This window comes from Isoptericola luteus (genome assembly GCF_020297055.1).
Classification (GTDB): Bacteria; Actinomycetota; Actinomycetes; order Actinomycetales; family Cellulomonadaceae; genus Isoptericola; species Isoptericola luteus.
Window position 1 is genome coordinate 16,983 of the sequence record NZ_JAIXCQ010000004.1, and the last position, 23,150, is coordinate 40,132.

23 protein-coding genes are annotated in these 23,150 nt (G+C 74.4%); 8 read left to right on the top strand and 15 right to left on the bottom strand.

What is annotated here, in order from left to right:
• Window positions 1-11: 11 nt before the first annotated feature.
• The 8 genes from LEP48_RS06995 to infC all read right to left on the bottom strand — a co-directional run bounded on the left by LEP48_RS06995 (window position 12) and on the right by infC (window position 8,160).
• Entirely contained in the window at window positions 12-893 is an 882-nt protein-coding gene (locus LEP48_RS06995; RefSeq protein ID WP_225564876.1) for an SDR family NAD(P)-dependent oxidoreductase, read from the bottom strand.
• Window positions 886-3,444: a phenylalanine--tRNA ligase subunit beta gene (gene pheT, locus LEP48_RS07000; RefSeq protein ID WP_225564877.1), complete on the bottom strand. Its 2,559-nt coding sequence runs from the start codon at window positions 3,442-3,444 to the stop codon at window positions 886-888. Before pheT ends, LEP48_RS06995 begins: the two co-directional genes overlap by 8 nt.
• Entirely contained in the window at window positions 3,444-4,505 is a 1,062-nt protein-coding gene (gene pheS / locus LEP48_RS07005) for a phenylalanine--tRNA ligase subunit alpha (RefSeq protein WP_225564878.1), read from the bottom strand. The genes pheT and pheS overlap by 1 nt, the downstream gene beginning before the upstream one ends.
• 65 nt (window positions 4,506-4,570) lie before the next feature.
• Complete coding sequence (thpR, locus tag LEP48_RS07010) at window positions 4,571-5,230, bottom strand: RNA 2',3'-cyclic phosphodiesterase (RefSeq protein WP_225564879.1); 660 nt, start codon at window positions 5,228-5,230, stop codon at window positions 4,571-4,573.
• A 189-nt stretch (window positions 5,231-5,419) separates the two neighbouring features.
• Window positions 5,420-6,289 (bottom strand): TrmH family RNA methyltransferase, encoded by an 870-nt coding sequence (locus LEP48_RS07015; RefSeq protein ID WP_225564880.1) that lies wholly within the window; start codon window positions 6,287-6,289, stop codon window positions 5,420-5,422.
• A gap of 47 nt (window positions 6,290-6,336) precedes the next feature.
• Entirely contained in the window at window positions 6,337-6,720 is a 384-nt protein-coding gene (rplT, locus tag LEP48_RS07020; RefSeq protein WP_225564881.1) for a 50S ribosomal protein L20, read from the bottom strand.
• 93 nt (window positions 6,721-6,813) lie between these two features.
• Window positions 6,814-7,008: a 50S ribosomal protein L35 gene (gene rpmI, locus LEP48_RS07025; RefSeq protein ID WP_225564882.1), complete on the bottom strand. Its 195-nt coding sequence runs from the start codon at window positions 7,006-7,008 to the stop codon at window positions 6,814-6,816.
• A gap of 108 nt (window positions 7,009-7,116) precedes the next feature.
• Window positions 7,117-8,160, bottom strand: coding sequence for a translation initiation factor IF-3 (gene infC / locus LEP48_RS07030; protein WP_308009997.1), 1,044 nt, complete (start codon window positions 8,158-8,160; stop codon window positions 7,117-7,119).
• Between the two features lie 350 nt (window positions 8,161-8,510).
• On the opposite strand from infC, the gene LEP48_RS07035 reads away from it, so the two are divergent.
• From LEP48_RS07035 to LEP48_RS07055, 5 genes are all read left to right on the top strand, one after another.
• Window positions 8,511-8,957, top strand: coding sequence for a Fur family transcriptional regulator (locus LEP48_RS07035; protein ID WP_225564883.1), 447 nt, complete (start codon window positions 8,511-8,513; stop codon window positions 8,955-8,957).
• Window positions 8,958-8,986: 29 nt separating this feature from the next.
• On the top strand, window positions 8,987-10,444 hold the full coding sequence (locus LEP48_RS07040; RefSeq protein ID WP_225564884.1) for a catalase: 1,458 nt from the start codon (window positions 8,987-8,989) through the stop codon (window positions 10,442-10,444).
• Window positions 10,445-10,570: 126 nt separating this feature from the next.
• The gene (locus LEP48_RS07045) at window positions 10,571-10,966 is read left to right on the top strand and encodes a DUF1844 domain-containing protein (RefSeq protein ID WP_225564885.1); all 396 of its coding nucleotides are present in this window, start codon (window positions 10,571-10,573) and stop codon (window positions 10,964-10,966) included.
• A gap of 1 nt (window position 10,967) precedes the next feature.
• On the top strand, window positions 10,968-11,567 hold the full coding sequence (locus tag LEP48_RS07050; RefSeq protein ID WP_225564886.1) for a hypothetical protein: 600 nt from the start codon (window positions 10,968-10,970) through the stop codon (window positions 11,565-11,567).
• The gene (locus LEP48_RS07055; RefSeq protein ID WP_225564887.1) at window positions 11,564-12,310 is read left to right on the top strand and encodes a S1C family serine protease; all 747 of its coding nucleotides are present in this window, start codon (window positions 11,564-11,566) and stop codon (window positions 12,308-12,310) included. Before LEP48_RS07050 ends, LEP48_RS07055 begins: the two co-directional genes overlap by 4 nt.
• Before the next feature lie 189 nt (window positions 12,311-12,499).
• On the opposite strand, the gene LEP48_RS07060 is transcribed toward LEP48_RS07055, so the two are convergent.
• From LEP48_RS07060 to LEP48_RS07085, 6 genes are all read right to left on the bottom strand, one after another.
• On the bottom strand, window positions 12,500-13,294 hold the full coding sequence (locus tag LEP48_RS07060; protein WP_225564888.1) for an SseB family protein: 795 nt from the start codon (window positions 13,292-13,294) through the stop codon (window positions 12,500-12,502).
• A 92-nt stretch (window positions 13,295-13,386) separates the two neighbouring features.
• A complete protein-coding gene (priA, locus tag LEP48_RS07065) occupies window positions 13,387-14,118 on the bottom strand; it encodes a bifunctional 1-(5-phosphoribosyl)-5-((5-phosphoribosylamino)methylideneamino)imidazole-4-carboxamide isomerase/phosphoribosylanthranilate isomerase PriA (RefSeq protein WP_225564889.1) in 732 nt (243 codons plus the stop codon).
• 53 nt (window positions 14,119-14,171) lie between these two features.
• Window positions 14,172-14,933 (bottom strand): imidazole glycerol phosphate synthase subunit HisH, encoded by a 762-nt coding sequence (gene hisH / locus LEP48_RS07070; protein WP_225564890.1) that lies wholly within the window; start codon window positions 14,931-14,933, stop codon window positions 14,172-14,174.
• Complete coding sequence (locus LEP48_RS07075; RefSeq protein WP_225564891.1) at window positions 14,930-15,466, bottom strand: hypothetical protein; 537 nt, start codon at window positions 15,464-15,466, stop codon at window positions 14,930-14,932. The genes hisH and LEP48_RS07075 overlap by 4 nt, the downstream gene beginning before the upstream one ends.
• A gap of 3 nt (window positions 15,467-15,469) precedes the next feature.
• Window positions 15,470-16,081: an imidazoleglycerol-phosphate dehydratase HisB gene (gene hisB, locus LEP48_RS07080; protein WP_225564892.1), complete on the bottom strand. Its 612-nt coding sequence runs from the start codon at window positions 16,079-16,081 to the stop codon at window positions 15,470-15,472.
• Window positions 16,081-17,280 (bottom strand): histidinol-phosphate transaminase, encoded by a 1,200-nt coding sequence (locus tag LEP48_RS07085; protein ID WP_225564893.1) that lies wholly within the window; start codon window positions 17,278-17,280, stop codon window positions 16,081-16,083. Before LEP48_RS07085 ends, hisB begins: the two co-directional genes overlap by 1 nt.
• 184 nt (window positions 17,281-17,464) lie before the next feature.
• On the opposite strand from LEP48_RS07085, the gene adhP reads away from it, so the two are divergent.
• Complete coding sequence (gene adhP / locus LEP48_RS07090; protein ID WP_225564894.1) at window positions 17,465-18,550, top strand: alcohol dehydrogenase AdhP; 1,086 nt, start codon at window positions 17,465-17,467, stop codon at window positions 18,548-18,550.
• 47 nt (window positions 18,551-18,597) lie between these two features.
• Here adhP and LEP48_RS07095 read toward each other — a convergent pair whose 3' ends face one another.
• A complete protein-coding gene (locus LEP48_RS07095) occupies window positions 18,598-19,116 on the bottom strand; it encodes a QcrA and Rieske domain-containing protein (RefSeq protein WP_225564895.1) in 519 nt (172 codons plus the stop codon).
• Window positions 19,117-19,755: 639 nt separating this feature from the next.
• Between LEP48_RS07095 and LEP48_RS07100 the strand changes: the two genes are divergently transcribed.
• Window positions 19,756-21,990 (top strand): RecQ family ATP-dependent DNA helicase, encoded by a 2,235-nt coding sequence (locus LEP48_RS07100; protein WP_225565176.1) that lies wholly within the window; start codon window positions 19,756-19,758, stop codon window positions 21,988-21,990.
• Between the two features lie 175 nt (window positions 21,991-22,165).
• Window positions 22,166-23,149, top strand: a complete 984-nt coding sequence (locus tag LEP48_RS07105) for an ABC transporter permease (protein ID WP_225564896.1) — start codon at window positions 22,166-22,168, stop codon at window positions 23,147-23,149.
• Window position 23,150 lies beyond the last annotated feature (1 nt).

Sequence of the window (23,150 nt, forward strand, 5' to 3'; positions counted from 1 at the left end):
GGCCCTGGCGCTCAGCGTCCGACGAGGTCCGGCCCCAGCGGGTCCCCGGGCCCGGCGGGCTGGGCGCGCAACCGCCGCGCTGCGGGGGCGGACGCCTCGGCGGCGAGCGCCCGCAACGAGTCGGGCGTGTCGTGCGTGACGCGCAGGTACCAGCCGGAGCAGGCGTCGAGCTCGCCCCGGGCGATGGCCGTCACCATGTCGACGGTCGCCTCCACCGGCGTCCAGTCGGCGCGCCCCGCGTGCATGGGCATCGAGGCCGTCATGTCGGTGGCCACGGTGCCGGGCGCGACCTCGAAGACCCGCAGCCCTCGGGCGTGCCCGGCCTGGTGCAGCCCCGCTCCGAGCCGCAGCAGCGCGGTCTTGCTCACGTTGTAGGCGGTGGACGCCGAAATCTCGTGCGTGCTCGCCCCGGAGGCGAGCTCGACGACACGCCCGCCCCCGCGCGCAAGCATCCGCGGCACGACGGCTCGCGACAGCAGGAACGGCCCGCGCACGTTGGTCTCGACGACGGCCCACCACTCGTCCGGGTCCGCCTCCCACAGCGGCACCTCGGCATCGATCCGCCCGGCGTTGTTCACCAGGAGGTCGACGCCGCCCAGGCCACCGGTGGCGACGGGCGCCTCCGCACGCCGGACGGCGTCGGCCACGGCGTGCGCGTCGGTCACGTCGGCGGGAAGCACCAGCGCCGTCCGGCCGAGCCCGCGGACCTCGTCGGCGACGTCGTCGAGCCGGCCCGCGTCCCGGGCGAGCAGGGCGACGTCGAGGCCGGCGCGCGCCAGGCCGAGCGCCACCGCGCGGCCGATGCCGCGCGTCGCCCCGGTCACGAGGGCGGTCGACGCCGGCGCCACCGTGGTGACGCCGACGCTCGCGGCCCCGCGCGCGTCGTCAGCCACGCAGCACGGCCCCCACGCGGTCGGCCGCGGCCGTCACGACGCCGTCGCGCACCGCGCGCACGTCGTCGGCGCTCAGCGTGCGGTCGGCGGCACGCAGCCGGACCGAGTAGGCGAGCGACTTCTTCCCCTCGCCCACCTGCTCGCCCGTGAAGACGTCGAACAGGCGCGCCTCCTCCAGCAGCGGTCCCGCGCCCGCCACCACGGCGGCGTGCACGTCGGCCGCGGGCACGCCCGCGTCCACGACGAAGGCGAAGTCCTCCTTCGCCGCCGGGAACGCCGAGACGGGCGCCGCCGTCACAGGCTCGCCCGTCGTCGCGGCGACCAGGGCAGACAGGTCCAGCTCGAACGCCGCGCTGCGCGCGGGCAGGCTCAGGCGCTCCACCACCTTCGGGTGCAGCTCGCCCGCGTGCCCCACGACCGTGCCGTCCGGGAGCGCCAGGGCCGCGCACCGGCCAGGGTGCCACGGCATCGTCGTGGTGTCCGGCCCCACGGTCACCTCGACGCCGACGCGCTCGGCGACGAGGCGGGCGGCGTCGAGCGCGTCGGCCCAGTCCGCCGCGCGGCCCCGGCCCCACCAGCCCGCCGGCTCCGCCGCGCCCGCGAGCACGCCCGCGACGTGACGCGGCTGCGCCGGCACCGCGGCCGCGAGCGCGTCGAGCTCCGCGTCCGACGGGCGCTCGCCCACCGGCAGGCTCGGCGCCGCCGGCGCCCCTGCCACGGGGCGCGTCACCTGGCCGATCTCGAAGACCGCGACGTCGGTGAGCCCGCGCGAGACGTTGCGGCGGGCCGTGTCGAGCAGGGCGACCAGCAGGTCGGCGCGCAGCAGCGGCTTGTCGTCCGCGAGCGGGTTCGCCAGCCGCAGCGTGGCCCGGCGCACGTCGTCGGCGGGCAACCCCAGCGCGTCGAGGTCCGCGGTGGACACGAACGGGTACGAGAGCACCTCGACGAGCCCCGCCTCCGCGAGCGAGCGCGCGACCGAGCGGCGGATCCGCTGCTCGGGCGTGAGGCCCCGCCCACCGCGCGCGGCGGGCAGCGTCGAGGGGATCTGGTCGTACCCCTGGATGCGCACGACCTCCTCGACCAGCGTCGCGGGCTCCGTGAGGTCGGGGCGCCACGACGGCGGCGTGACGACGAGGGTCTCGTCCGCGCCGTCGACCGTGCAGCCGATCTGCTCGAGCGTGCCCACCACCTGCTCGCGCGAGTAGTCCACGCCCACCAGCCGCGTGGGCAGGGACGCGTCCAGACGGATCGGGGCGGCCGGGCTCGTCGAGTCCAGGTCGCCGACGGCCGGGTCCGCCGTGCCGCCGCCGAGCTCGACGAGCAGGTCGACGACGCGCTGCGCTGCGACGGCGGCCAGGCGCGGGTCCACGCCCCGCTCGAACCGCTTGGCGGCCTCCGACGGCAGCCGGTGCCGGCGCGCCGTGCGCGCCACGGTGATCGGGTCGAAGTGCGCCGCCTCCACGAGGACGTCGGTGGTCGTGGCGCTCACCTCGGAGGACGCGCCGCCCATGACCCCGGCCAGGCCCAGGACGCGCGACCCGGCGCCCGCCGGCGAGTCGGTGATGAGCAGGTCCTGCGGGTCCAGCGCGCGGTCGGCGTCGTCCAGGGTCGTCAGGCGCTCGCCGGCCGTGGCCCGGCGCACGACGATCGGCGCGGCGACACGAGCCAGGTCGTAGGCGTGCAGCGGCTGGCCCAGGTCGAGCATCACGTAGTTGGTGACGTCCACGGCGAGGGAGATCGCGCGCATGCCGGAGCCCTCGAGACGGCGCTTCATCCAGTCCGGTGTCGGCGCGGCCGGGTCGATGCCCCGCACGATCCGCGTGACGAACCGGTCGCAGCCCGCGACGCCGTGGATCGGCGCCGCGTCGTCGACCTGGACGGCGAACCCGTCGGCCGTGGCCGCGGGCGGAGGCGTCGTGAGGTTCTCCGCGAGCCCCCGGTCGGTGAACCGCGCCCCGGTGGAGTGCGCGTACTCGCGCGCCACGCCGCGGTAGCTGAACGCGTAGCCGCGGTCCGGGGTCACGTTGATCTCGAGCACCTCGTCGCCCAGGCCGAGCAGCGCGATCGCGTCCTGCCCCGGCGTGAGGTCCGCGGCGTCGAACCCGGCCCGCGTCAGCACCAGGATGCCGTCGTGGTCCTCGCCGGTGCCGAGCTCACGGACCGAGCAGATCATGCCGTCCGACACGTGCCCGTACGTCTTGCGCGCCGCGATCGCGAACCCGCCCGGCAGGACCGTGCCGGGCAGCGAGACGACGACCAGGTCGCCGACGGCGAAGTTGTGCGCGCCACAGACGATGCCGCGGGCGCCCTCGGCGTCGTTGTGCTCCGGGCCGACGTCGACGCGGCACCAGTTGATGGTCTTGCCGTTCTTCTGCGGCTCCGGGGTCAGCTCCAGCACACGGCCCACGACGAGGGGGCCGGTGACGGCGGCAGGGTGGATCTCCTCCTCCTCCAGGCCGACCTTCACCAGCGCCTCGGCGAGCCGGACCGCCGTGAGGTCCGCCGGCAGCTCGACGTGCTCGCCGAGCCAGTCCTTGACGATGCGGGGCATCAGATCTCCGTCCCGAACTGGGTGGAGAAGCGCACGTCGCCCTCCACGATGTCGTGCATGTCCGAGATCGAGTGCCGCAGCATGAGCGTGCGCTCGATCCCCATCCCGAAGGCGAAGCCCGAGTACTCCTCGGGGTCCACGCCGGCGGCGCGCAGCACGTTGGGGTTGACCATGCCGCAGCCGCCCCACTCGATCCAGCCCGGACCGCCCTTCTTCTGCGGGAACCACAGGTCCATCTCCGCGCTGGGCTCGGTGAAGGGGAAGAAGCTGGGCCGCAGCCGCGTCCTGGCCTCGGGGCCGAACATGGCGCGCGCGAACGCGTCGAGCGTGCCCACGAGGTTCGCCATCGTCAGGCCCTTGTCGACGGCGAGCCCTTCGACCTGGTGGAAGACGGGCGTGTGGGTGGCGTCCAGGGCGTCCGTGCGGAACACCTTGCCGGGGCACGCGATGTACAGCGGCACCCCGCGCTCGATCAGGGAGCGCGCCTGCACCGGCGACGTGTGCGTGCGCAGCACGAGGTTGGAGGGCTCGCCGCCCTGGCCCTCGACGTAGAACGTGTCCTGCATCTGCCGCGCCGGGTGGTCGGGGGCGAAGTTCAGGGCGTCGAAGTTGAACCACTCCGCCTCGACCTCGGGCCCGTCGGCGATCTCCCAGCCGAGCCCCACGAAGAAGTCCGCGATGCGCTCCTGGACCAGCTCGATGGGGTGCCGCGCGCCGACCGGACGCCGGCTCGTGGGCAGCGTGACGTCGACGGCCTCGGTGACGAGCACCCGCTCGTCGCGCTCGGCCTCGAGCTCGGCCGCACGGGCGGCGAGAGCCTTGGCGACCTGCCCGCGCCGGGGCCCGATGTTCTTGCCGGCCGCGGCCTTGTCGGGCCCGGGCAGGGCGCCGATGGCGCGGTTGGCGAGCGCGAGCGGGCTCTTGTCGCCGGTGTGCTGCGTGCGGACGGCCTTGAGCGCGTCGAGGTCGCCGGCGGCGGCGACGTCGGCCAGCGCGGCGGCGACGGCGTCGTCGAGCGCGGCGACGTCGAGCGGGTCAGGACCGTTCTCTGGCGTGGACATGCGTGCCTTCCTGAGGTGGGACGGGGCGGCGGGGGCCAGTTTATGGGTCCGGGAGGCGGGCGGGCTCACCCGTCCAGCCGCAGCACGGCGACGTCCTCGTGCCGCGGCCCGCCGGAACGTCCCGCCCCCAGCTCCGAGGCGACCACGTGGACGGTCTCGACCGGGAACGCCGGCCCGCGGTACACGGCCAGGGCCTGCGCCCAGGTCACCAGGGGCGACGGCTGGTCCTGGTGGCCGCGCGGTCGCCGCGTCCCGCCGCGCGCGCCGTCGACCCGGCGCCGGGGACCTCCGGGACGCCCGGACGGCGCGGCGCGCAGCGTGGCGCGCGCGACCGTCAGGTGCGGTCGCCCCGCCACCCGGTCCGCGGCCGGAAGGCCGGCGTCGACGGCGGCCTCCTCCGCCATGCCGGCGAGGCGGCGCAGGGGGTCGACGTCGCCGGCCACACCGACCCACAGGGTCCGCCCGCCGAACGCCCCGCTGCCGGCCAGCGCGAGCTCGAACGGCGCGACCTCCCGCACGGCGGCACCCAGCGCGTCGACGTACCCGGGCACCGCGCCGTCCGGCACCTCGCCGTGGAAGGCCAGCGTGACGTGCTGCTGCTCCGTGGGCACCCAGCGCAGCCCGATGCCCGGATCGACCACGGCGGGCCCCGCCACGCCGCCGAGCGCGAGCTGCAGATGGGCCGAGGCCGCCGCCGAGGGGTACACCGCCGTGAAGAGCCGCACCAGGCGATCCTGCCACGCGGCACCGTCCCGACCACGAGCTCTTGCCCAGTTCCCGAGTTGTCAGGACCAGGTGCACGGATACCGGCACGGGAGCCTGACAGCTCCGAGTGCTCCCGAGCTGGTCGGGGCCACGTGCACGACGACGCGCACGGTGGCCCTGACAACTCGCGGCACGGCGGGTTCGAGGGGTCAGCGCTGGGCGCGGCTGCTGGCGTACAGGCAGACGGTGGCCGCCGTCGCGAGGTTGAGCGACTCGGCACGGCCCCGGATCGGGACCCGCACGACGGCGTCGGCCAGCGCCCGGTCGGGCGCGGGCAGACCCCAGGCCTCATTGCCGAAGATCCACGCCGTGGAGGCGGCCAGGTCGGGGGTTCCCGCCCCCCGTGCCGCGGCAGGCCCGGCGACGTCGAGCAGGTCGTCGAGGTCGTCCTCGCCCGCGCCGTCGGCCGCGAGGACGGTGCAGCCCGCGGCACGGAGCGCCCGGACGGCGTCCGGCAGCGGGACGCCGGTGACCACGGGCAGGTGGAACAGCGAGCCTGCGGTCGAGCGCACCACCTTGGGGTTGTGCACGTCCACGCTCTCGCCCGCGAGGACGACCAGGTCGGCCCCGGCGGCGTCCGACGCGCGGACCACCGTGCCGGCGTTCCCCGGGTCGCGGACGTTCGAGAGCACCGCCACGAGCAGCGGAGAGGCCGGAGACGCGGCCCGCACCCGGTCGAGCGCGTCGCCGAGCGCCGTCTCGCGCGTGCGCGCGACGGCGAGCACGCCCTGGGCGTCCGGACTCATCGCCGCGAGCACCTCGGGCGTGGCGACGTGCACGAACAGCCCCGCCTCCCGGGCGGCGGCGAGGATCTCGCCGTACCGCTCGGCGGCCTGCGGGGTGAGGTAGACGTCGCGGACGTCGCCCGCGGCGTGCCGCACCGCCTCGCGCACACCCTGGGGGCCCTCGACGAGGAACTGCCCGTGCCGGGAACGCGCAGGACGCCCGGACAGCGCCCGGACCTGCTTGACCCGATCGGCTCGCGGGTTGGCGAGCGTCACCTCGGGGATGCGGGGCATCAGCAGGTCAGGGGTGTCCGGGCGTCCGGGAGTTGCTGAGCGGACGCTCAGGCGGCCTTCGGCGCGTTCACGTCGGCCGGGAGCGCGTCCTTGGCGACCTGGACGAGCGCGTTGAACGCCGCCACGTCGTTGACCGCGAGCTCGGCGAGCATGCGGCGGTCGACCTCCACGCCCGCGGCCTTGAGGCCCTGGACGAGACGGTTGTAGGTGAGGCCCTGGGCGCGGGACGCAGCGTTGATGCGCTGGATCCACAGCTTGCGGAAGTCGCCCTTCTTGGCCTTGCGGTCGCGGTACGAGTAGACGAGGGAGTGGGTGACCTGCTCCTTCGCCTTCCGGTACAGGCGCGAACGCTGGCCGCGGTAGCCGCTGGCGCGCTCGAGAGTCGTACGGCGCTTCTTGTGGGCGTTGACCGCCCGCTTCACGCGTGCCACGTGATGCTCCTTGCAGTATCGGGTCGGGAAGTGACGCCGGCAGCCACGGACGACGAGCAGCAGCTCGTCAGGGTCGCGGCCCGCCGAGGCGGATCACTTACCGAGCATCTTCTTGATGGTCTTGGTGTCGGCGGCCGAGACCACCTGGTCCTGGGCCAGACGGCGCGTGCGGCGGCTGGACTTGTGCTCGAGCAGGTGACGAGCGTTGGCCTGCTCACGCATGAGCTTGCCGCTGCCGGTGACCCGGAAGCGCTTCTTGGCGCCGGAGTGCGTCTTGTTCTTCGGCATGACTGCCGTCTCTCCTCATGTCGGTCGCCTGCCCGGGAGGGCGGGCGACGTGTGCGGACCATGGCCGGCGGGCCGGCCCGGTGCGGGTGGGTCGATGTGCCGTCGGCCTCAGCGTCCCGTGCGCGGAGTGGGCTTGGGCCGGGGCGCCGGCGGCTTCGGGACCGCCGGGCGGGGCGTGCTGGACGGCGTCGGCTTGGCGTCCGACGTCGCCGGCTTCGCGGCGGCGGGCTTGGCGGCAGGCTTGGACGCGGCCGGACGGGACGCGGCCGGACGGGACGCGGGCGCCTTGGGCGCGGCCTGGGGGGCCGAAGCCTCCTTGGCCGGAGCCTGGGGGGCCGAAGCCTTCGGGGCCGGAGCCTTCTCCACCGCAGCCTTCTCGACGACCGGCTCGGCGGGCGCCGGGGCCTGCTCGACCGGTGCCTCGACGGGCGTTGTCGCCTCCTCGACGACCTCGGCCGGTGCCTCGTCGGCCGCGGGCGCGGACTGCGCACGGGCCTCGGCCTTGACCTCGGACTTGGTCTTGCGCTGGGCGTCGATCTCGGAGGAGCGCTTGCGCTGCTCGACCTTGGCGTCCGCCTTCTTCTTGACCGGCCCGAGGACCATGGTCATGTTGCGGCCGTCCTGCTTGGGCATGGACTCGACGAAACCGAGGTCGGCCACGTCCTCCGCGAGCCGCTGGAGCAGGCGCACGCCCATCTCGGGGCGGGACTGCTCGCGTCCGCGGAACATGATCATGACCTTGACCTTGTCGCCGGCCTCGAGGAAGCGGACGACGTGGCCCTTCTTGGTGCCGTAGTCGTGCGGGTCGATCTTGAGGCGGAACCGGATCTCCTTGAGAACCGTGTTCGCCTGGTTGCGCCGCGCCTCACGCGCCTTCATGTCGGACTCGTACTTGAACTTGCCGAAGTCCATGAGCTTGGCGACGGGCGGGCGGGCGTCCGGTGCGACCTCGACGAGGTCGAGGTCGGCGTCCTGGGCAAGCTTCAGGGCGACCGCCGTGGCAACCACGCCGACCTGCTCCCCGCCCGGGCCGATGAGCCGGACCTCAGGGACGCGGATCCGGTCGTTGATGCGAGGCTCGCTGATGGTGATGCTCCTAGGAACTCGTCGGTAGACCGTCAGGGACGGGAAAGGCCCCCGACCTGAGCACAGGTGGAGGCCACGAACCGACGACGACGCGCGAGCGTCGACGACCGGGGGCGAACGGCACGGGGCCGTCCGACCGGACCCGGCCCCTGTCGGCGCCGGGGCGCTCGGTCGGTGCTCGGGTGGGATGTGATCCACTTGATGCACCTGGGATCGACGGACGCTTCTCGATGAAACCCATCGTGAACCGCCGACGCCGGACCCAGGTCGGTCAGCCATCGACATTAGCACGCCCGAGGCCGTCCCGAGACCGGACCGCCCTCGCCGGACGGTGCACCTCGGCGTCGCGTGCGTCACACCGACGACCCGCCGCCCCATACTGGAATCATTCCAGAAAACGCGGGTAGGGTGGCTCCATGACCTCGACGAGCACGGACGAGACGCTGCTGCGCGAACGTGGCCTCCGGGTCACCGGCGTGCGCCTCGCCGTCCTGCGTGCGCTCGACGGGCACGAGCACTCGACCGCCGACGACGTGGTGCGGAGCCTGCGCGCCGACCTCGGCTCGGTCTCCGTCCAGGCGGTCTACGACTCGCTGCACTCGCTGACCGCCGTCGGGCTGCTGCGCCGGCTGGAACCGGCAGGGCACCCGGCACGATACGAGCGCAGGGTCGGCGACAACCACCACCACATGGTGTGCCGCGGCTGCGGCGCGGTCGCGGACGTCGACTGCACGGTGGGCGAGGCGCCCTGTCTCCATCCCGTGACCACGCACGGCTTCGCCGTCGAGCTCGCCGAGGTCACCTTCTGGGGCCTGTGCCCCCGCTGTACCGCCGGCTCCGTCCCGGCCGGCACGCACTCCTGAGAAACCCCCTGAGAGAGGACGTCATCCCCATGACGACGCCGTTCACCACGACACAGACCGGCACCCCGGTCGCGAGCGACGCGCACTCGCTGACCATCGGCGCGGACGGCCCCACCGTCCTGCACGACCGCTACCTGGTCGAGAAGCTCGCGTCCTTCAACCGCGAGCGCGTGCCGGAGCGCAACCCCCACGCCAAGGGCGGCGGCGCCTTCGGCGAGCTCGTGGTCACCGAGGACGTCTCGCAGTACACCCGCGCGGCGGTCTTCCAGCCGGGCGCCCGGAGCGAGACGCTGCTCCGCTTCTCCTCCGTCGCGGGCGAGCAGGGCTCCCCCGACACCTGGCGTGACGTGCGCGGCTTCTCCCTGCGTTTCTACACGACCGAGGGCAACCTCGACATCGTCGGCAACAACACGCCCACCTTCTTCCTGCGCGACGCGATGAAGTTCCCGGACTTCATCCACTCGCAGAAGCGCCTCGGCGCCTCCGGCCTGCGCGACGCCGACATGCAGTGGGACTTCTGGACCCTGTCCCCCGAGTCGGCCCACCAGGTCACCTACGTCATGGGCGACCGCGGCCTGTCGAGGTCGTGGCGTCATCTCAACGGCTACGGTTCGCACACGTACCAGTGGGTCAACGCCGCCGGCGAGCGCTTCTGGGTGCAGTACCACTTCCTGTCCCAGCAGGGCGTGGAGAACATGTCGCCCGAGGACGCCGAGCGCATCGCCGGCGAGGACGCCGACTACTACCGTCGCGACCTGTACGAGGCCATCGACCGCGGCGAGTTCCCCTCGTGGGACGTCTACGTGCAGGTCATGCCGTACGAGGAGGCGAAGACGTACCGCTTCAACCCGTTCGACATGACGAAGACCTGGTCGAAGAAGGACTACCCGCGCATCAAGGTCGGCACGTTCACGCTGAACCGCAACCCGCGCAACTTCTTCGCCGAGATCGAGCAGGCGGCGTTCTCTCCGGGCAACCAGGTGCCCGGCACCGGCATCTCGCCCGACAAGATGCTCATGGCCCGCGTGTTCTCCTACCCGGACGCGCAGCGTCACCGCATCGGCACCAACTACAACCAGCTGCCGGTGAACCAGCCGCACGCCGCCCCCGTCGCGAACTACATGCACGAGGGCGCCATGCAGTACCAGTTCAACGGGCCCGAGCACCGCGTGTACACGCCGAACTCGTTCGGCGCCCAGGGTGGCCCCGTGGCCGACCCGGTACGCGGCGTCGAGGCGGCCTGGGAGACGGACGGCGAGCTGATGCGCGCCGCCCAGACCCTGCACGCCGAGGACGACGACTTCGGCCAGGCCGGGACGCTCTACCGCGAGGTCTTCGACGACGCCGCCAAGGCGCGCTTCCTGGAGACCCTCACGGGTCAGGGCAGGTCCATCACGATCCCCGAGATCCGCGAGCGGTTCTTCTGGTACTGGACGAACGTCGACGCCGAGCTGGGCGCCAAGCTCCGCTCCGAGGTCGCTGCCTGACGCACGTCACGACACGCTGCACGCCGAGGCCGGGTCCCTGCGAGGGGCCCGGCCTCGTCGCATGTCACGCCTGCCCGCCGGAGCAGGGGCGCGGGCAGTGCCCGCCGCGGTGCGAAGATGGACCCCATGAGCAGCAGCACCCCCTCCACGACCCCCCACACCGGCCACGACGCAAGCCACGACGCGGCGTCGGCCGACGCCGCGACCCGCGACATCGCCGAGGTCGCCGCCGTCGAGGTCATCACGACCGCGGCCGTCCACCTCATGAGCGCGGCCGCCGTCAAGTGCGGTCTGGCCGACGACGCCGCGGCGTCGGACCACCTCGACCTCGACGAGGCGCGCAAGCTCATCACCGCTCTCGCGGCCCTGGTCACGGCGAGCGCCCCCGACATCGGCAACCAGCACGCGCGCTCCCTGCGGGACGGCCTGAAGTCCCTCCAGCTCGCGTTCCGCGAGGCCTCGGTGATCCCCGACGCCCCCGGCGAGGGCCCGGGCGAGAAGTACACGGGATCCGTCGTCTGACATGACCCAGCCGGAGCACCCGCCCGTCTGGCCGCCGCCGAGCCCGGGCGCCCCCGTGGCCGACGGCGCGGTCGCAGGCCCGCCGCCGCGGCGGCGCGCGCTGCCGCTGGTGCTGGCGCTGCTCCTCGTGGCGTCCCTCGCCCTCGGCGGCTACCTGTGGCTGACCACGGTGCGCTGGCAGGGGGACAGCGCCGCCTGGGAGTCCGAGGCCCGGGGCTATGCCGACCAGGTCGCCTCGCTGCAGGCCGAGCTCGATGCCACGGGCGCCGAGCTCGTCGCCGCGCGGGAACAGCTCGCGACGGCCACCGAGCGCATCCGCGGCCTGGCCAACGAGAAGGCCCAGCTCGGCGACGAGAACGTCGCGTCCCAGCAGTACCTGGACTACCAGACCCGGGTGAGCGAGGCCGCGGCCGCCGTCGCGACGGCGCTCAACCAGTGCATCGACGCCCAGTCTCAGCTCATCGGCTACCTGGAGGACCGGGACGCCTACGACGCCGACGACCTCGAGCGGTTCGCCGGCGACGTCGAAGGACTGTGCCAGCAGGCGGACGACGCCCACAGCGAGCTCCAGAAGGAGCTGGCGCAGGAGGAGGCACCATGAGGTCCTCCGTGCGCCGCGGTGCGATCGCGGCGCCGGTCGCGCTGGTGCTTGGCCTCGGCGTAGGCGCGTGCGGCGTGCTGCCCGAGCTGCCGGACCCGGTGCCGAGCGACATCGTCCCGAGCCGGGCCGTGACCTTCGCGCCGCAGGGCGGCGAGCAGCTCTCGCCGGACGGGTTCGACGCCGTCCAGCGCATGGCCGTGCGCATCCGCAACGTCGGCTGCGCCGGCCTGTCGACGGGCTCGGGTTTCGCCATCGACGAGCACACCCTCATCACCAACCGGCACGTGGTCGCGGACTCCGAGACGCTCGAGGTCAGCACCTACGACGGGCAGGACCTCGAGGTCTCGGCCGCGAGCTCGGCCCGTCTCGCGGACCTCGCCGTGGTCCGGACCCTGGACGCCCTGCCGAGCTACCCGGAGCTCGCCGTCGGCGACCCCCGCACCGGCGACGCGGTGAGCGTCGTCGGGTACCCCGAGGGGGGCGAGCTCACCGTGACCGCCGGCGAGATCGTCGGCACGACCACCGACCCGCTGCACGAGAACCTCGGCGAGGTGCTCATCACCGACGCGGCCGTGGAGCCGGGCTCCTCGGGCTCGGCGGCGCTGGACGCCGACGGGCGCGTCATCGGCGTCGTCTACGCGAAGACCTCCGACGGACGCTCCCTGCTCGTCCCGCTGTCCACGTTGCAGGACGTGCTCGCCGACGCGGACGCGTTCACCGCGCTGCCGCCCTGCTCGTCCTGACCACGGACGGCCTCCCCGAGTGTTGGGGGGGGGGGGGGGGGGGGGGGGGGGGGGGGGGGGGGGGGGGGGGGGGCGGGGCGGGGGGGGGGCCCCCCGCGGGGGGGGGGCGGGGCGGGCCCCCCCCCCCCCCCCCGCGCCCCCCCCCCCCCCCCCCCCCGCACACAACACACCAGGTGGTGCGGCAGACCCTCAGCGGGCGGCGCCGACCCGCAGCTCGAGGGAGTCGACCCGCTCGGACACCACGCCCGACGCGGCGAGCCGGGCGTTGACCTGGCCGAGCACACGCTCCAGCCCGGCACGGTCCAGGCCCGGGTCCAGCGCCAGCACGACCGCCACCTCGGCGCGACGGCCGGGCTCGGCGTGCGCGCGCACCACGTGCTGCACCGGTGCGGCGGCGTCCGCCACCGCGGCAGCGACCTCCGGGTCCACGCCCGGGGCCCCACCCTCGGCGGAGGGCACGAGCGCGGGACGCCACTCCTTGCCCTGGGCGAGCGCCCACACGGCGGGGCGCGGCACGTTCACCGTCACGGGGCCCGCCGGGTCGACGACGATGAGCGACCAGTCCTCGCTCACGGCGGACAGCGCCGCGCGGGGCACCTCGACGGGGACCGGCCGGGCGCTCTCGCGCCAGGCCCGCATCGCGTCGACCGACGTGAAGACGGGCAGCGCGCGCCGCCCGTCCGGCGCCTCGACGGCGACCACCCCGGCGGAGGCCTCCTTGTCCACGTGGAGCTCGCTCGGCCCGTCCGGGCCATCGACCGTCACCGTGTCGGCGACGTCCAGCTCCGCGAGGACAGGCACCAGCACGCGCGTCTGCGCGAGCCGGTGCACGACCGCTCCCAGCGGCGCGCGGCCGGCCGCGTACGCCTCGAGGAGCGCGGCCAGCTCGGCGTCGACGGAACCGTCGTCGCCCGCGAACTGCGACGTCGGCTGGATCGAGCGCAGGTGACCGGGCAGGGCGCGGGGCTCGGCACCATCCGTCACCGCACCATCCGTCACCGCACCATCCGTGACCGCACCGTCTGTCACGGCACCGTCTGTCACGGAGCCGTCCGGGTCACCCACGCCGTCCGCGCTCACGGACGCCCCGCCACGTCGAGGGCCTCGGGCAGCGTGAACGCCCCGGCGTACAGCGCCTTGCCCACGACGGCGCCCTCGACTCCTGCGGGCACCAGCGCGCGCAGGGCCTCCAGGTCCGCCAGCGACGAGATCCCGCCGGACGCCACGACCTTGGCCGGCGTCCGGGAGGCCACGTCGCGCAGCAGGTCGACGTTCGGTCCGCGCAGGGTGCCGTCCTTGGTCACGTCGGTGACGACGTACCGCGAGCACCCCGCCTCGTCGAGCCGGGCGAGCACCTCCCACAGGTCGCCGCCCTCCTTGGTCCAGCCGCGGGCGGCGAGCGTGGTGCCGCGCACGTCCAGCCCGACGGCGACGGCGTCCCCGTGCTCCGCGATGATGCGCGCGGTCCACTCCGGATCCTCGAGCGCGGCGGTACCGATGTTGACGCGCCGGGCCCCGGTGGCGAGCGCCCGCTCCAGGGACGCGTCGTCGCGGATCCCGCCGGACAGCTCGACCTGCACGTCGAGGTCGGCGACGACCCGGGCCAGCAGGTCCGCGTTGGACCCGCGGCCGAACGCGGCGTCGAGGTCCACCAGGTGGATCCACTCGGCGCCGCCGGACTGCCAGTCGAGCGCCGCCGTCAGGGGGTCGCCGTACGAGGTCTCGGAGCCGGCCTCCCCCTGGACGAGGCGGACGGCCTGGCCGTCGGCGACGTCGACGGCGGGCAGCAGCACGAGACGATCGGTCATGAGGTTCTCCAGCGTCGGTGGGGCGGGTGCGTCGGACGCGCCCGGGGCGGCGGTCACAGCGAGCGGACCCAGTTCTCGAGCAGGGTCGCGCCGGCGTCGCCGGACTTCTCGGGGTGGAACTGCGTGGCGGCGAGCGGACCGTCCTCGACGGCCGCGACGAACCGCGCGTCGCGGCCCGGCGCGCCGTGCCGGGCCCAGGTGACCAAGGGAGGGGTGTAGCGCGGGTCGGCGGTCTCGTCGTGCCCCTGGGTGAACTCCTGGGCGGCGTACGAGTGCACGAAGTAGAAGCGCTCGTGCTCCACGCCCGCGAACAGGCGCGACCCGGCCGGCACCTCGACGGTGGACCAGCCCATGTGCGGGACGACCGGCGCGTCCAGGCGCTCGACGACGCCGGACCACTCCCCGAGGCCTTCGGCCCGCTCGCCGTGCTCCACCCCCGCGTCGAACATCACCTGCATGCCGACGCAGATGCCGAGCACGGGCCGGTTCCCGGCCAGGCGCCGGTCGACGACCTGGTCGCCCCGCACGGCACGCAACCCGGCCATGCACGCGGCGAACGCGCCCACTCCCGGCACGACGAGCCCGGTCGCCTCGCCGGCGCGGCGCAGGTCCGCGGTCAGTTCGACGTCCGCGCCCACGCGCTCCAGCGCCCGGACCGCGGAACGGACGTTGCCGAACCCGTAGTCGAGCACGACGACCTGCGGTCGGGCCGAGGACGGCGCGGCCGGGCGCGGGTTGAGGGCGGCCGCGGCACCGTCGTGCGGCAGCAGCTCGGCGCGCCCCGCCTCGGCGGGAGCCGGCGTCTCGCCGCTCATGACTTCTTGCGCGTCTTGCGCGCCGCGCCGCCGAGCATGCGCATCGCCTTGAACCGGCCGATGCCGGACGACGGCACGACGTCGGGCAGGTCGGCGACGTGGAGCTGGCCGGTCAGCAGGTCCTCCAGCGCCTCCGGGGCGCCGCCGAGCACCAGCCCCGGCGGCAGCTCGCCGTCGGCGGCGCCGTCCGCGTAGCGCACGCAGGTGAGCTGCTCGCCCCAGCGGGTGACCAGCACGAGCGGCACACCGGCGACGAGCTTCGAGACGGCGACCGCTGCGTGGTCCGGCGCGTCGTTGCTGGTGTCCCGCAGGACGGCGAGCGCCCCGACCGGGGTCGCGACCGCGTCGACGTCGAGGTCGGCGAGCGCGCAGGCCGCCGCGAGCGGCTCGGCCCCCGCGATCTGCGTGATGAGGACGGCGAGCTCGGGGTCCTTGCGGGCGCCGGTGAGCTCGGACAGGTCGTCCGGGATCTCGAGTCCGTCCGGCAGGCCGGCGTCGTCCGGGCCCGCGGGCAGGTCAGGATCGGTGGTCATGCGTTACAGCGCACCCTTCGTGGACGGGACGCCCTCGACGCGCGGGTCGCGGGCGACGGCGGCGCGCAGCGCACGCGCGAGCGCCTTGAACTGGGCTTCGACGATGTGGTGCGGGTCGCGGCCCGCGAGCACGCGCACGTGCACGCAGATGCCCGCGTGGTGCGCGATCGACTCGAGCACGTGGCGGGTGAGCGACCCGGTGAAGTGCCCGCCGATGAGGTGGTACTCCTGGCCCTCCGGCTCCCCGGAGTGCACGAGGTAGGGGCGCCCGGACACGTCGACGACGGCCAGCGCGAGCGCCTCGTCGAGCGGGACGGTCGCGTCCCCGAAGCGGGAGATCCCCTGCTTGTCGCCGAGGGCGACCCGCAGCGCCTCCCCGATGACGATGGCGACGTCCTCGACGGTGTGGTGAGCGTCGATGTGCGTGTCGCCCGTGGCCTTGACCGTCAGGTCGATCAGCGAGTGCTTGCCGAGCGCCGTGAGCATGTGGTCGTAGAACGGCACGGTCGTCGAGACGTCCGTGCGGCCCGTGCCGTCGAGGTCCAGCTCGACGACGACGCTCGACTCGCTCGTCGCGCGCTCGAGGCGCGCGGTGCGGTGCGTGGTGTTCTCCATCAGTCCTCCAGCTCGGCGAGCACGTCGGTCAGGGCGTCGCGGAACGCCGCGGTCTCGGATGGCGTGCCGACCGACACCCGCAGCCATCCGTCGGGCCCGGTCTCACGGATCAGCACGCCGCGGTCGAGCAGGCCACGCCACACGGCATGACGGTCGGCAAACGTGCCGAACAGCACGAAGTTGGCGTCGGACTCGGCCACCTGCAGCGCCTCGCCGCGGTGCCGGACGGCCCGCAGCCACGCGACGAGGTCGTCACGTTCGGCGCGCAGGGTCTGCACCTGGCCGAGGAGCTCGTCACGATGGGCGAGCGCCCCGCGGGCCGCCGCCTGGGTCACCGCGGACAGGTGGTAGGGCAGGCGCACGACGCGCAGCGCGTCGACCAGCGCCCGCGACGCCGCGAGGTAGCCGAGCCGCAGCCCGGCCGCGGCGAACGCCTTCGACATCGTGCGCGAGACCGCGAGGTGGGGGTGGCCCGCCAGGAGCTCCAGCGCCGACGGGGTGCCAGGGCGGCGGAACTCGGCGTACGCCTCGTCCACCACGACCACGGCGCCGGCCCGTCGGCCGTCGGCCTCGGGCGCGTCCGCCACCTCGACCCGGGCCGCGGCGTCCAGCACCGCCTCGACGGTCTCGAGGGGCAGCGCGGTGCCGGTGGGGTTGTTCGGGCTGGCGAGCAGGACGACGGACGGGCGCTCGCGCTCGATGGTCTCGACGGCGTGCTCCACGTCGAGCGTGAAGTCGGACTGCCGCCGTCCGGTGACCCAGCGCGTGTGGGAGTCGCGCGCGTACTCCGGGTACATCGAGTACGTCGGCGCGAACGAGACCGCGGTACGGCCGGGACCGCCGAAGGCCTGGAGCAGGTGGAGCATGACCTCGTTGGAGCCGTTCGCGGCCCAGATCTGCTCCGGGGCGAGACCGACGCCGGACTCGCGGGCCAGGTAGCCCGCGAGGTCGGCGCGCAGGGCGTCGAAGTCACGGTCCGGGTAGCGGTTGAGGCCGCGGGCGGCGGCGGCGACGTGCTCGGCGATCGTCGCGACGACGGCCTCGGACGGCGGGTACGGGTTCTCGTTGACGTTGAGCAGCACCGGCACGTCCAGCTGCGGGGCGCCGTACGGCGCCTCGTCGGCGAGCTCGGGTCGCAGCGGCAGCCGGGCGTCGCCGACGTCCCGCGCGGGCGCGGATGCGGAGGGCGGGATGGTCACGTCCCCAGTCTACGGAACCCGCTGAGCGCCCGGCCGCGGCGTCCACGGCACCGCACGGCGATCGCTTGTGAAAGTCATCACAAGGTGCCGTTTCTGGCCCCTGTCGCGCGTCGTGACGCATATCGTTGACGTGTCAGAACAAGCCCAGGGGTCGGCGACACCCGGCCCGACGAAGGAGCCCGGGATGACCATCACCGCGCCGGCCACCAGCACACCCACCGCAACGCCGACCACCACCCCGACCACCATGCAGGCCGCCGTCGTGACCTCGTTCGCCCGGCCCCTCTCGGTCGAGGAGCTGCCCGTCCCCTCCCCCGGCCCGCACGAGGCTCTGGTCGAGGTGGACTACACGGGCGTGTGCCACACCGACCTGCACGCGGCGCACGGCGACTGGCCCGTCAAGCCCGTCCCGCCGTTCGTGCCGGGGCACGAGGGCGTCGGGCACGTCGTCGCCGTCGGCGACCAGGTCACGCGCGTCAAGGTCGGCGACACGGTCGGCAACGCCTGGCTGTGGAGCGCCTGCGGCGAGTGCGAGTACTGCGAGACCGGCTGGGAGACCCTCTGCCCGAACCAGAAGAACGGCGGCTACTCGGTGGACGGGTCGTTCGGGCAGTACATGCTCGTGGACGCCCGCTACGCGCCGATCGTGCCCGACGGCGTCGACCTGGCCGCCGTCGGACCGATCCTGTGCGCCGGGGTCACCGTCTACAAGGGACTCAAGGTCACGGACACGAAGCCCGGCGACTGGGTGCTGATCTCCGGCATCGGCGGGCTCGGCCACATCGCCGTCCAGTACGCGGTGGCGATGGGCCGGCGGGTGGCCGCGGTCGACGTCGACGACGCGAAGCTGGAGCTCGCACGCCGGCACGGAGCCGAGGTCACCGTCAACGCGGCGACGTCGGCCGACCCTGCCGCCGAGATCCAGGAGCTGACCGGTGGCGGCGTGCACGGCGCGCTGGTGACGGCGGTCAACGCGCACGCCTTCCCGCAGGCCGTCGGAGCGCTGCGCCGCGGCGGCACCGTCTCCCTCGTCGGCCTGCCCCCGGAGCAGTTCGGCCTGGACATCTTCACGACGGTGCTCTTCGGCCTGACCGTGCGCGGCTCGATCGTCGGGACGCGCAAGGACATGGCCGAGGCGCTCGACTTCTTCGCCCGGGGCAAGATCGACCCCACCTTCACGGTCCGTCCGCTGGCCGACATCAACGACATCTTCGCCGAGATGGAGCGCGGTGCCGTCGACGGTCGCGTGGTGATGGACATGCGGCACTGAGCCACGGCGCCCGCCTCCCCGGGACGAGGGCCCGCCGGCACGGCGGGTCAGGCGAGGACGACGTCCTCCCCCGAGACGACCACCTCGATCGCCGGGAGCGGCTCGGGGGCGGGCCCGCCGAGCACCGCGGCGTCGGCGAGCGCGTAGCGCGACTGGTGGCACGGGCACACGAGCTCGCCGCCGTCGGGCGCCACCGTGCACCCCGCGTGGGTGCAGACCGCGGTGAACGCGTGCACCTCACCCGCCGCGGGCTGGGTCACCAGCACGTCGTGCCCGCCGACGGTCGCGGCGACCGCGCCGCCCACCGGCACGTCGGCCAGCGCGACGACCACCGTCCCCGGCCCCACGGCGCTCGCGGACGCGGCCGCCTCCTGCGGCGTCAGCCTCCGCTCGGCGCACGCCGCGAGCACGCCCGCACCGGCGAGCGCGCCCGCCACCGCGCCGGTGCCGCGCAGCACCTGGCGGCGGGTCGGACCGCACGCGCAGGCGGCGCCGTGCCTTGCGACGGCGGGGTCGGGGCCGGCCACGGCGGGAGCGGGGCTGGCGGGAGCGGTCGGGACGGTCATGCGGCCTCCGGGCAGGTCGATCCTCGAGCGCCCGGACGACGGGCGCCGCCCTGACGGAGCGGGCGAGGGTGGGAGCATCATCATCATGGACTCGCCGCCGGGCGTCGTGCCACCTCGCCACCCTGAGCGGTGGCCCCGGTGGCACGCCGCCGTCACCGCCGCCGTTCGCGCGCGGCTGGCGGCTGGCCGCCGCAACCGCGGCGCTCGTCTCCGCGGTGGTCCACCCTGGCCGCCGTGACCGAGGTGGTCGTCGTGGTCGCGTCGACCGCGGCGCTCCTGCGCGAGCACGTGAGCTGACGCCCCGGACGGCTCCTCGCCCGCACGGCCGTCATGGCTGTGGAGGGACACCGGTGCCCGTCAGAGGCGCGGCCTACGATCGAGGGCGTGAGCCACGCCGACGACCCGTACGCCGACCTCGTGTTCGACCCGACGGACGACGAGGCCCCGCCTCCCGACGATCTTGCGCCCGAGCACCGGGCTCCCGACCACGGTGCTCCCGACCAGGGGGCGCCCCACCACCGGGCTCCCGACCACCAGGCTGCCGAGCCGGCGTCTCCGGTCGCCGTGACGTCGCCCGCGACCACGGCGACGACCACGACCGACGGCACCGCCGACGCGGCCAGGCGCGCCAAGCTCGCGATGCTGCGCGGGCTGCTCGACAGCGCGGGCGACGGCGGCGGCACGCTGCGCGAGCAGGCGGAGGAGGCGCTGCGGGCGCTCGTCGGTCGCGACGACGCCGCCCTGCGCGACGACCAGTGGCGGGCGATCGAGGCGCTCGTCGCGTTCCGCCGCCGGGCCCTGGTCGTCCAGCGCACCGGCTGGGGCAAGTCCGCCGTGTACTTCGTGGCCACGTCGCTGCTGCGTGCCCGCGGGGCCGGCCCCACCGTCATCGTCTCGCCCCTGCTGGCGCTCATGCGCGACCAGATCTCCGCCGCGGCACGCGCCGGCATCCGGGCGGTGACCATCAACTCGTCCAACGTCACCGAGTGGGAGGGCGTGCACGCGTCGATCGCCGCCGGCGAGGTCGACGTGCTGCTCTGCTCGCCCGAACGGCTCAACAACCCGGCGTTCCGCGACGAGGTGCTCCCGCGCCTCGCCGCCGACGCCGGCCTCGTCGTGATCGACGAGGCGCACTGCATCTCCGACTGGGGGCACGACTTCCGGCCCGACTACCGGCGGATCCGCACCCTGCTGGCCGACCTGCCGGCCGGCATCCCCGTGCTCGCGACGACCGCGACCGCCAACGCCCGCGTCACGGCCGACGTCGCCGAGCAGATGGCCACGCGCGGCGCCGCCACGGGAGCAGACGGCCTGTCGGAGGACGTGCTCGTGCTGCGCGGCGGCCTCGACCGCGAGTCGCTGCACCTGGCGGTCCTCGAGCTCGGCGACCAGCCCACCCGCGTGGCCTGGCTCCTCGAGACGCTGCAGGACGTCGACGGCTCCGGCATCGTCTACTGCCTGACGGTCTCCGCGGCGGAGCAGGTCGCCGAACAGCTGCGCGGCGCCGGCCTCGCCGTCGCGGCGTACACGGGCCGCACCGACCCGACGGAGCGCGCCCAGCTCGAGGAGGACCTCAAGGAGAACCGCGTCAAGGCGCTCGTCGCGACCTCCGCGCTCGGCATGGGCTTCGACAAGCCGGACCTGGCCTTCGTCGTGCACATGGGCGCACCGTCGTCGCCCATCGCGTACTACCAGCAGGTCGGTCGCGCGGGTCGTGGGGTCGACGACGCGGTCGTCGCCCTGCTGCCAGGGCCGGAGGACCGTGCGGTGTGGGACTGGTTCGGCTCCCAGGCGTTCCCCGACGAGCCCCAGGTGCGCACGACGCTCGGCGCGCTCGCCGACGCGGGCGGATCGATGTCGACCGCGGCGCTGGAGACCGTCGTCGACCTCAAGCGCTCGCGCCTCGAGACCATGCTCAAGGTGCTCGACGTCGACGGCGCCGTCCGGAGGGTGCAGGGCGGCTGGGTGGCCACCGGTCAGGAGTGGGTCTACGACGCCGAGCGGTACGCCCGGGTGGCGGCCACCCGCGAGGCGGAGCAGCAGGCCATGCTCGACTACGTCGCCACGACGGGGTGCCGCATGGCCTACCTGCGCGCGCAGCTCGACGACCCGGAGCTGGCCGCCGGCTGGACCTGCGGCCGTTGCGACCGGTGCGGCGGGGTCGCGCTTCCCGCCGCGCCCGACCAGGAGGCCGTCGCGGCGGCCCGGGCGGACATGGACCGTCCCGGCCTGGAGGTCGAGCCCCGCAAGATGTGGCCGACCGGGCTCGCGACGCTCGGGCTGGACCTGCGCGGCAAGATCCCCGACGGCGAGCGGGCCGCCGCCGGCCGGGCGGTGGCCCGCTTCGACGGGCTCGGCTGGTCCGGGCCCGTCCGCGACCTCTTCGACCCCAGGACGCCGGACGGCGAGACGCCGGCCCCGCTGCGCAGTGCCGCCGCGCGCGTGCTGGACGACTGGGACGCCCTGCGGGCCGCGCCCACCGGGGACGACGGCGCGGACGACGGCGCGGGCGAGCGACGGCTCGTCGTCGAGGGCGTGGTCGCCGTGCGGTCGGTGACGCGGCCGCAGCTGACGTACCACCTGGCGCACGGGCTCGCCGGCTACCTCGGCGTCCCCCTGATCGGCGCGGTGGGGCCGGCCCCGGAGGCGTCGGAGCCCGGCCGGCACGACGTGAACTCCGCGATGCGGCTCGCGGGAGTGGCCCGGCGGCTGCGCCTCGAGCTACCTGACGCCGCGCTCGCGGGCCTGCCGGGACGCACGGTGCTGCTCGTCGACGACTGGACCGAGTCGGGCTGGACCCTGACGGTGGCAGCCCGCCTGCTGCGCCAGGCGGGCGCCGCCACCGTGCTCCCGTTCGTGCTCGGGGTGCGCTGACCTGCACGTCGTCGAGTCGAGATGACGCCGCCGAGACCGGAGTGTTACAGCGACGTTCGCCTCGAGCACGAATGAGTAACGATCCGTGGTCCGGGCAGCGGTGTGGCATGGGACACGGTAGGACCGTGTGTAATCTCACCGCACCGCTACCGTCCATGAGAGAGCCCACCTGACCTTGTCCCGATATCTCCTACGCCGCAGCGCCGGCTGGTTGCTCATGGTCGTGGCCGTCACGAACCTGACCTACCTCCTCGCCTGGGCCTACCTCGATCCCCGCAGCAACTACGTCGGGCGTCGGCCCCCGTTGAGCGAGCAGCAGATCGTCAACCTGCTCGAGCCGCGCAACCTCGACGACGGGACCCCGCTCCTCGAGAGGTGGTGGAACTGGTTCAGCTCGATCCTGTTCCGCTGGGACTGGGGGGTCAGCCCCACCGGGCAGTCGGTCAACGACCAGGTCGCCTACCGCATGTGGATCTCCGGTGAGCTCATGCTGGGCGCCACGATCCTGCTGACCGTGCTCGGCATCGCGCTGGGCGTGTACAGCGCGTCGCGCCAGTACCGGCTCGGCGACCGGGTCGCCCAGGGCACGTCGATCATCACGATGAACATCCCCATCGTGGTCGCGGCCCTGGGGATCGTGCTGCTGGCCATCGCGTTCAACAACGCGGTCGGCTCCACGGTCTTCTACGTCACGGGGTCGTCGAGCCCGGGCGTGAGCGGGTTCCTGCCGACGCTGCTCGACTCCGTCCAGCACATCGCGCTGCCGACGGCCGCGCTCGTCCTGGTCGGCTACGCGCAGTACCACTTCCTGCAGCGTTCCCTGCTCCTGGACAACATCAAGTCGGACTACGTGCGCATGGCGCGGGCCAAGGGCCTGACCAAGGCGCAGGCCGTCCGCAAGCACGCGCTGCGCACGTCGCTGATCCCGGTGACGACGCAGGTCGCCTTCTCGATCCCCGCGATCTTCACCGGTGCGGTGCTGACCGAGTCGATCTTCGCCTGGAAGGGCATGGGGCAGTACTTCATCGAGACGATCTCGAAGAACGACGTCAACGGCGTGGTCGCGGTCGCCGCGTTCGGCGCGGTGATGACCGCCGTCGGCGCCATCCTCGCCGACATCGCCGTCGTCGTCCTCGATCCCCGAGTGCGGGTGAGCTGAC

Coding starts and splice junctions, on each gene's coding strand:
- pheT (WP_225564877.1), bottom strand. CDS start 3,444: ATGCCCCGCATCGTCAAGGACTGGCTCGGCGAGCACGTCGAGCTGCCG.
- pheS (WP_225564878.1), bottom strand. CDS start 4,505: ATGTCCACGCCAGAGAACGGTCCTGACCCGCTCGACGTCGCCGCGCTC.
- LEP48_RS07015 (WP_225564880.1), bottom strand. CDS start 6,289: ATGCCCCGCATCCCCGAGGTGACGCTCGCCAACCCGCGAGCCGATCGG.
- rpmI (WP_225564882.1), bottom strand. CDS start 7,008: ATGCCGAAGAACAAGACGCACTCCGGCGCCAAGAAGCGCTTCCGGGTC.
- LEP48_RS07035 (WP_225564883.1), top strand. CDS start 8,511: ATGACCTCGACGAGCACGGACGAGACGCTGCTGCGCGAACGTGGCCTC.
- LEP48_RS07040 (WP_225564884.1), top strand. CDS start 8,987: ATGACGACGCCGTTCACCACGACACAGACCGGCACCCCGGTCGCGAGC.
- LEP48_RS07045 (WP_225564885.1), top strand. CDS start 10,571: ATGAGCAGCAGCACCCCCTCCACGACCCCCCACACCGGCCACGACGCA.
- LEP48_RS07050 (WP_225564886.1), top strand. CDS start 10,968: ATGACCCAGCCGGAGCACCCGCCCGTCTGGCCGCCGCCGAGCCCGGGC.
- LEP48_RS07055 (WP_225564887.1), top strand. CDS start 11,564: ATGAGGTCCTCCGTGCGCCGCGGTGCGATCGCGGCGCCGGTCGCGCTG.
- priA (WP_225564889.1), bottom strand. CDS start 14,118: ATGACCGATCGTCTCGTGCTGCTGCCCGCCGTCGACGTCGCCGACGGC.
- hisH (WP_225564890.1), bottom strand. CDS start 14,933: ATGAGCGGCGAGACGCCGGCTCCCGCCGAGGCGGGGCGCGCCGAGCTG.
- LEP48_RS07075 (WP_225564891.1), bottom strand. CDS start 15,466: ATGACCACCGATCCTGACCTGCCCGCGGGCCCGGACGACGCCGGCCTG.
- hisB (WP_225564892.1), bottom strand. CDS start 16,081: ATGGAGAACACCACGCACCGCACCGCGCGCCTCGAGCGCGCGACGAGC.
- adhP (WP_225564894.1), top strand. CDS start 17,465: ATGACCATCACCGCGCCGGCCACCAGCACACCCACCGCAACGCCGACC.
- LEP48_RS07095 (WP_225564895.1), bottom strand. CDS start 19,116: ATGACCGTCCCGACCGCTCCCGCCAGCCCCGCTCCCGCCGTGGCCGGC.
- LEP48_RS07100 (WP_225565176.1), top strand. CDS start 19,756: ATGCTGCGCGGGCTGCTCGACAGCGCGGGCGACGGCGGCGGCACGCTG.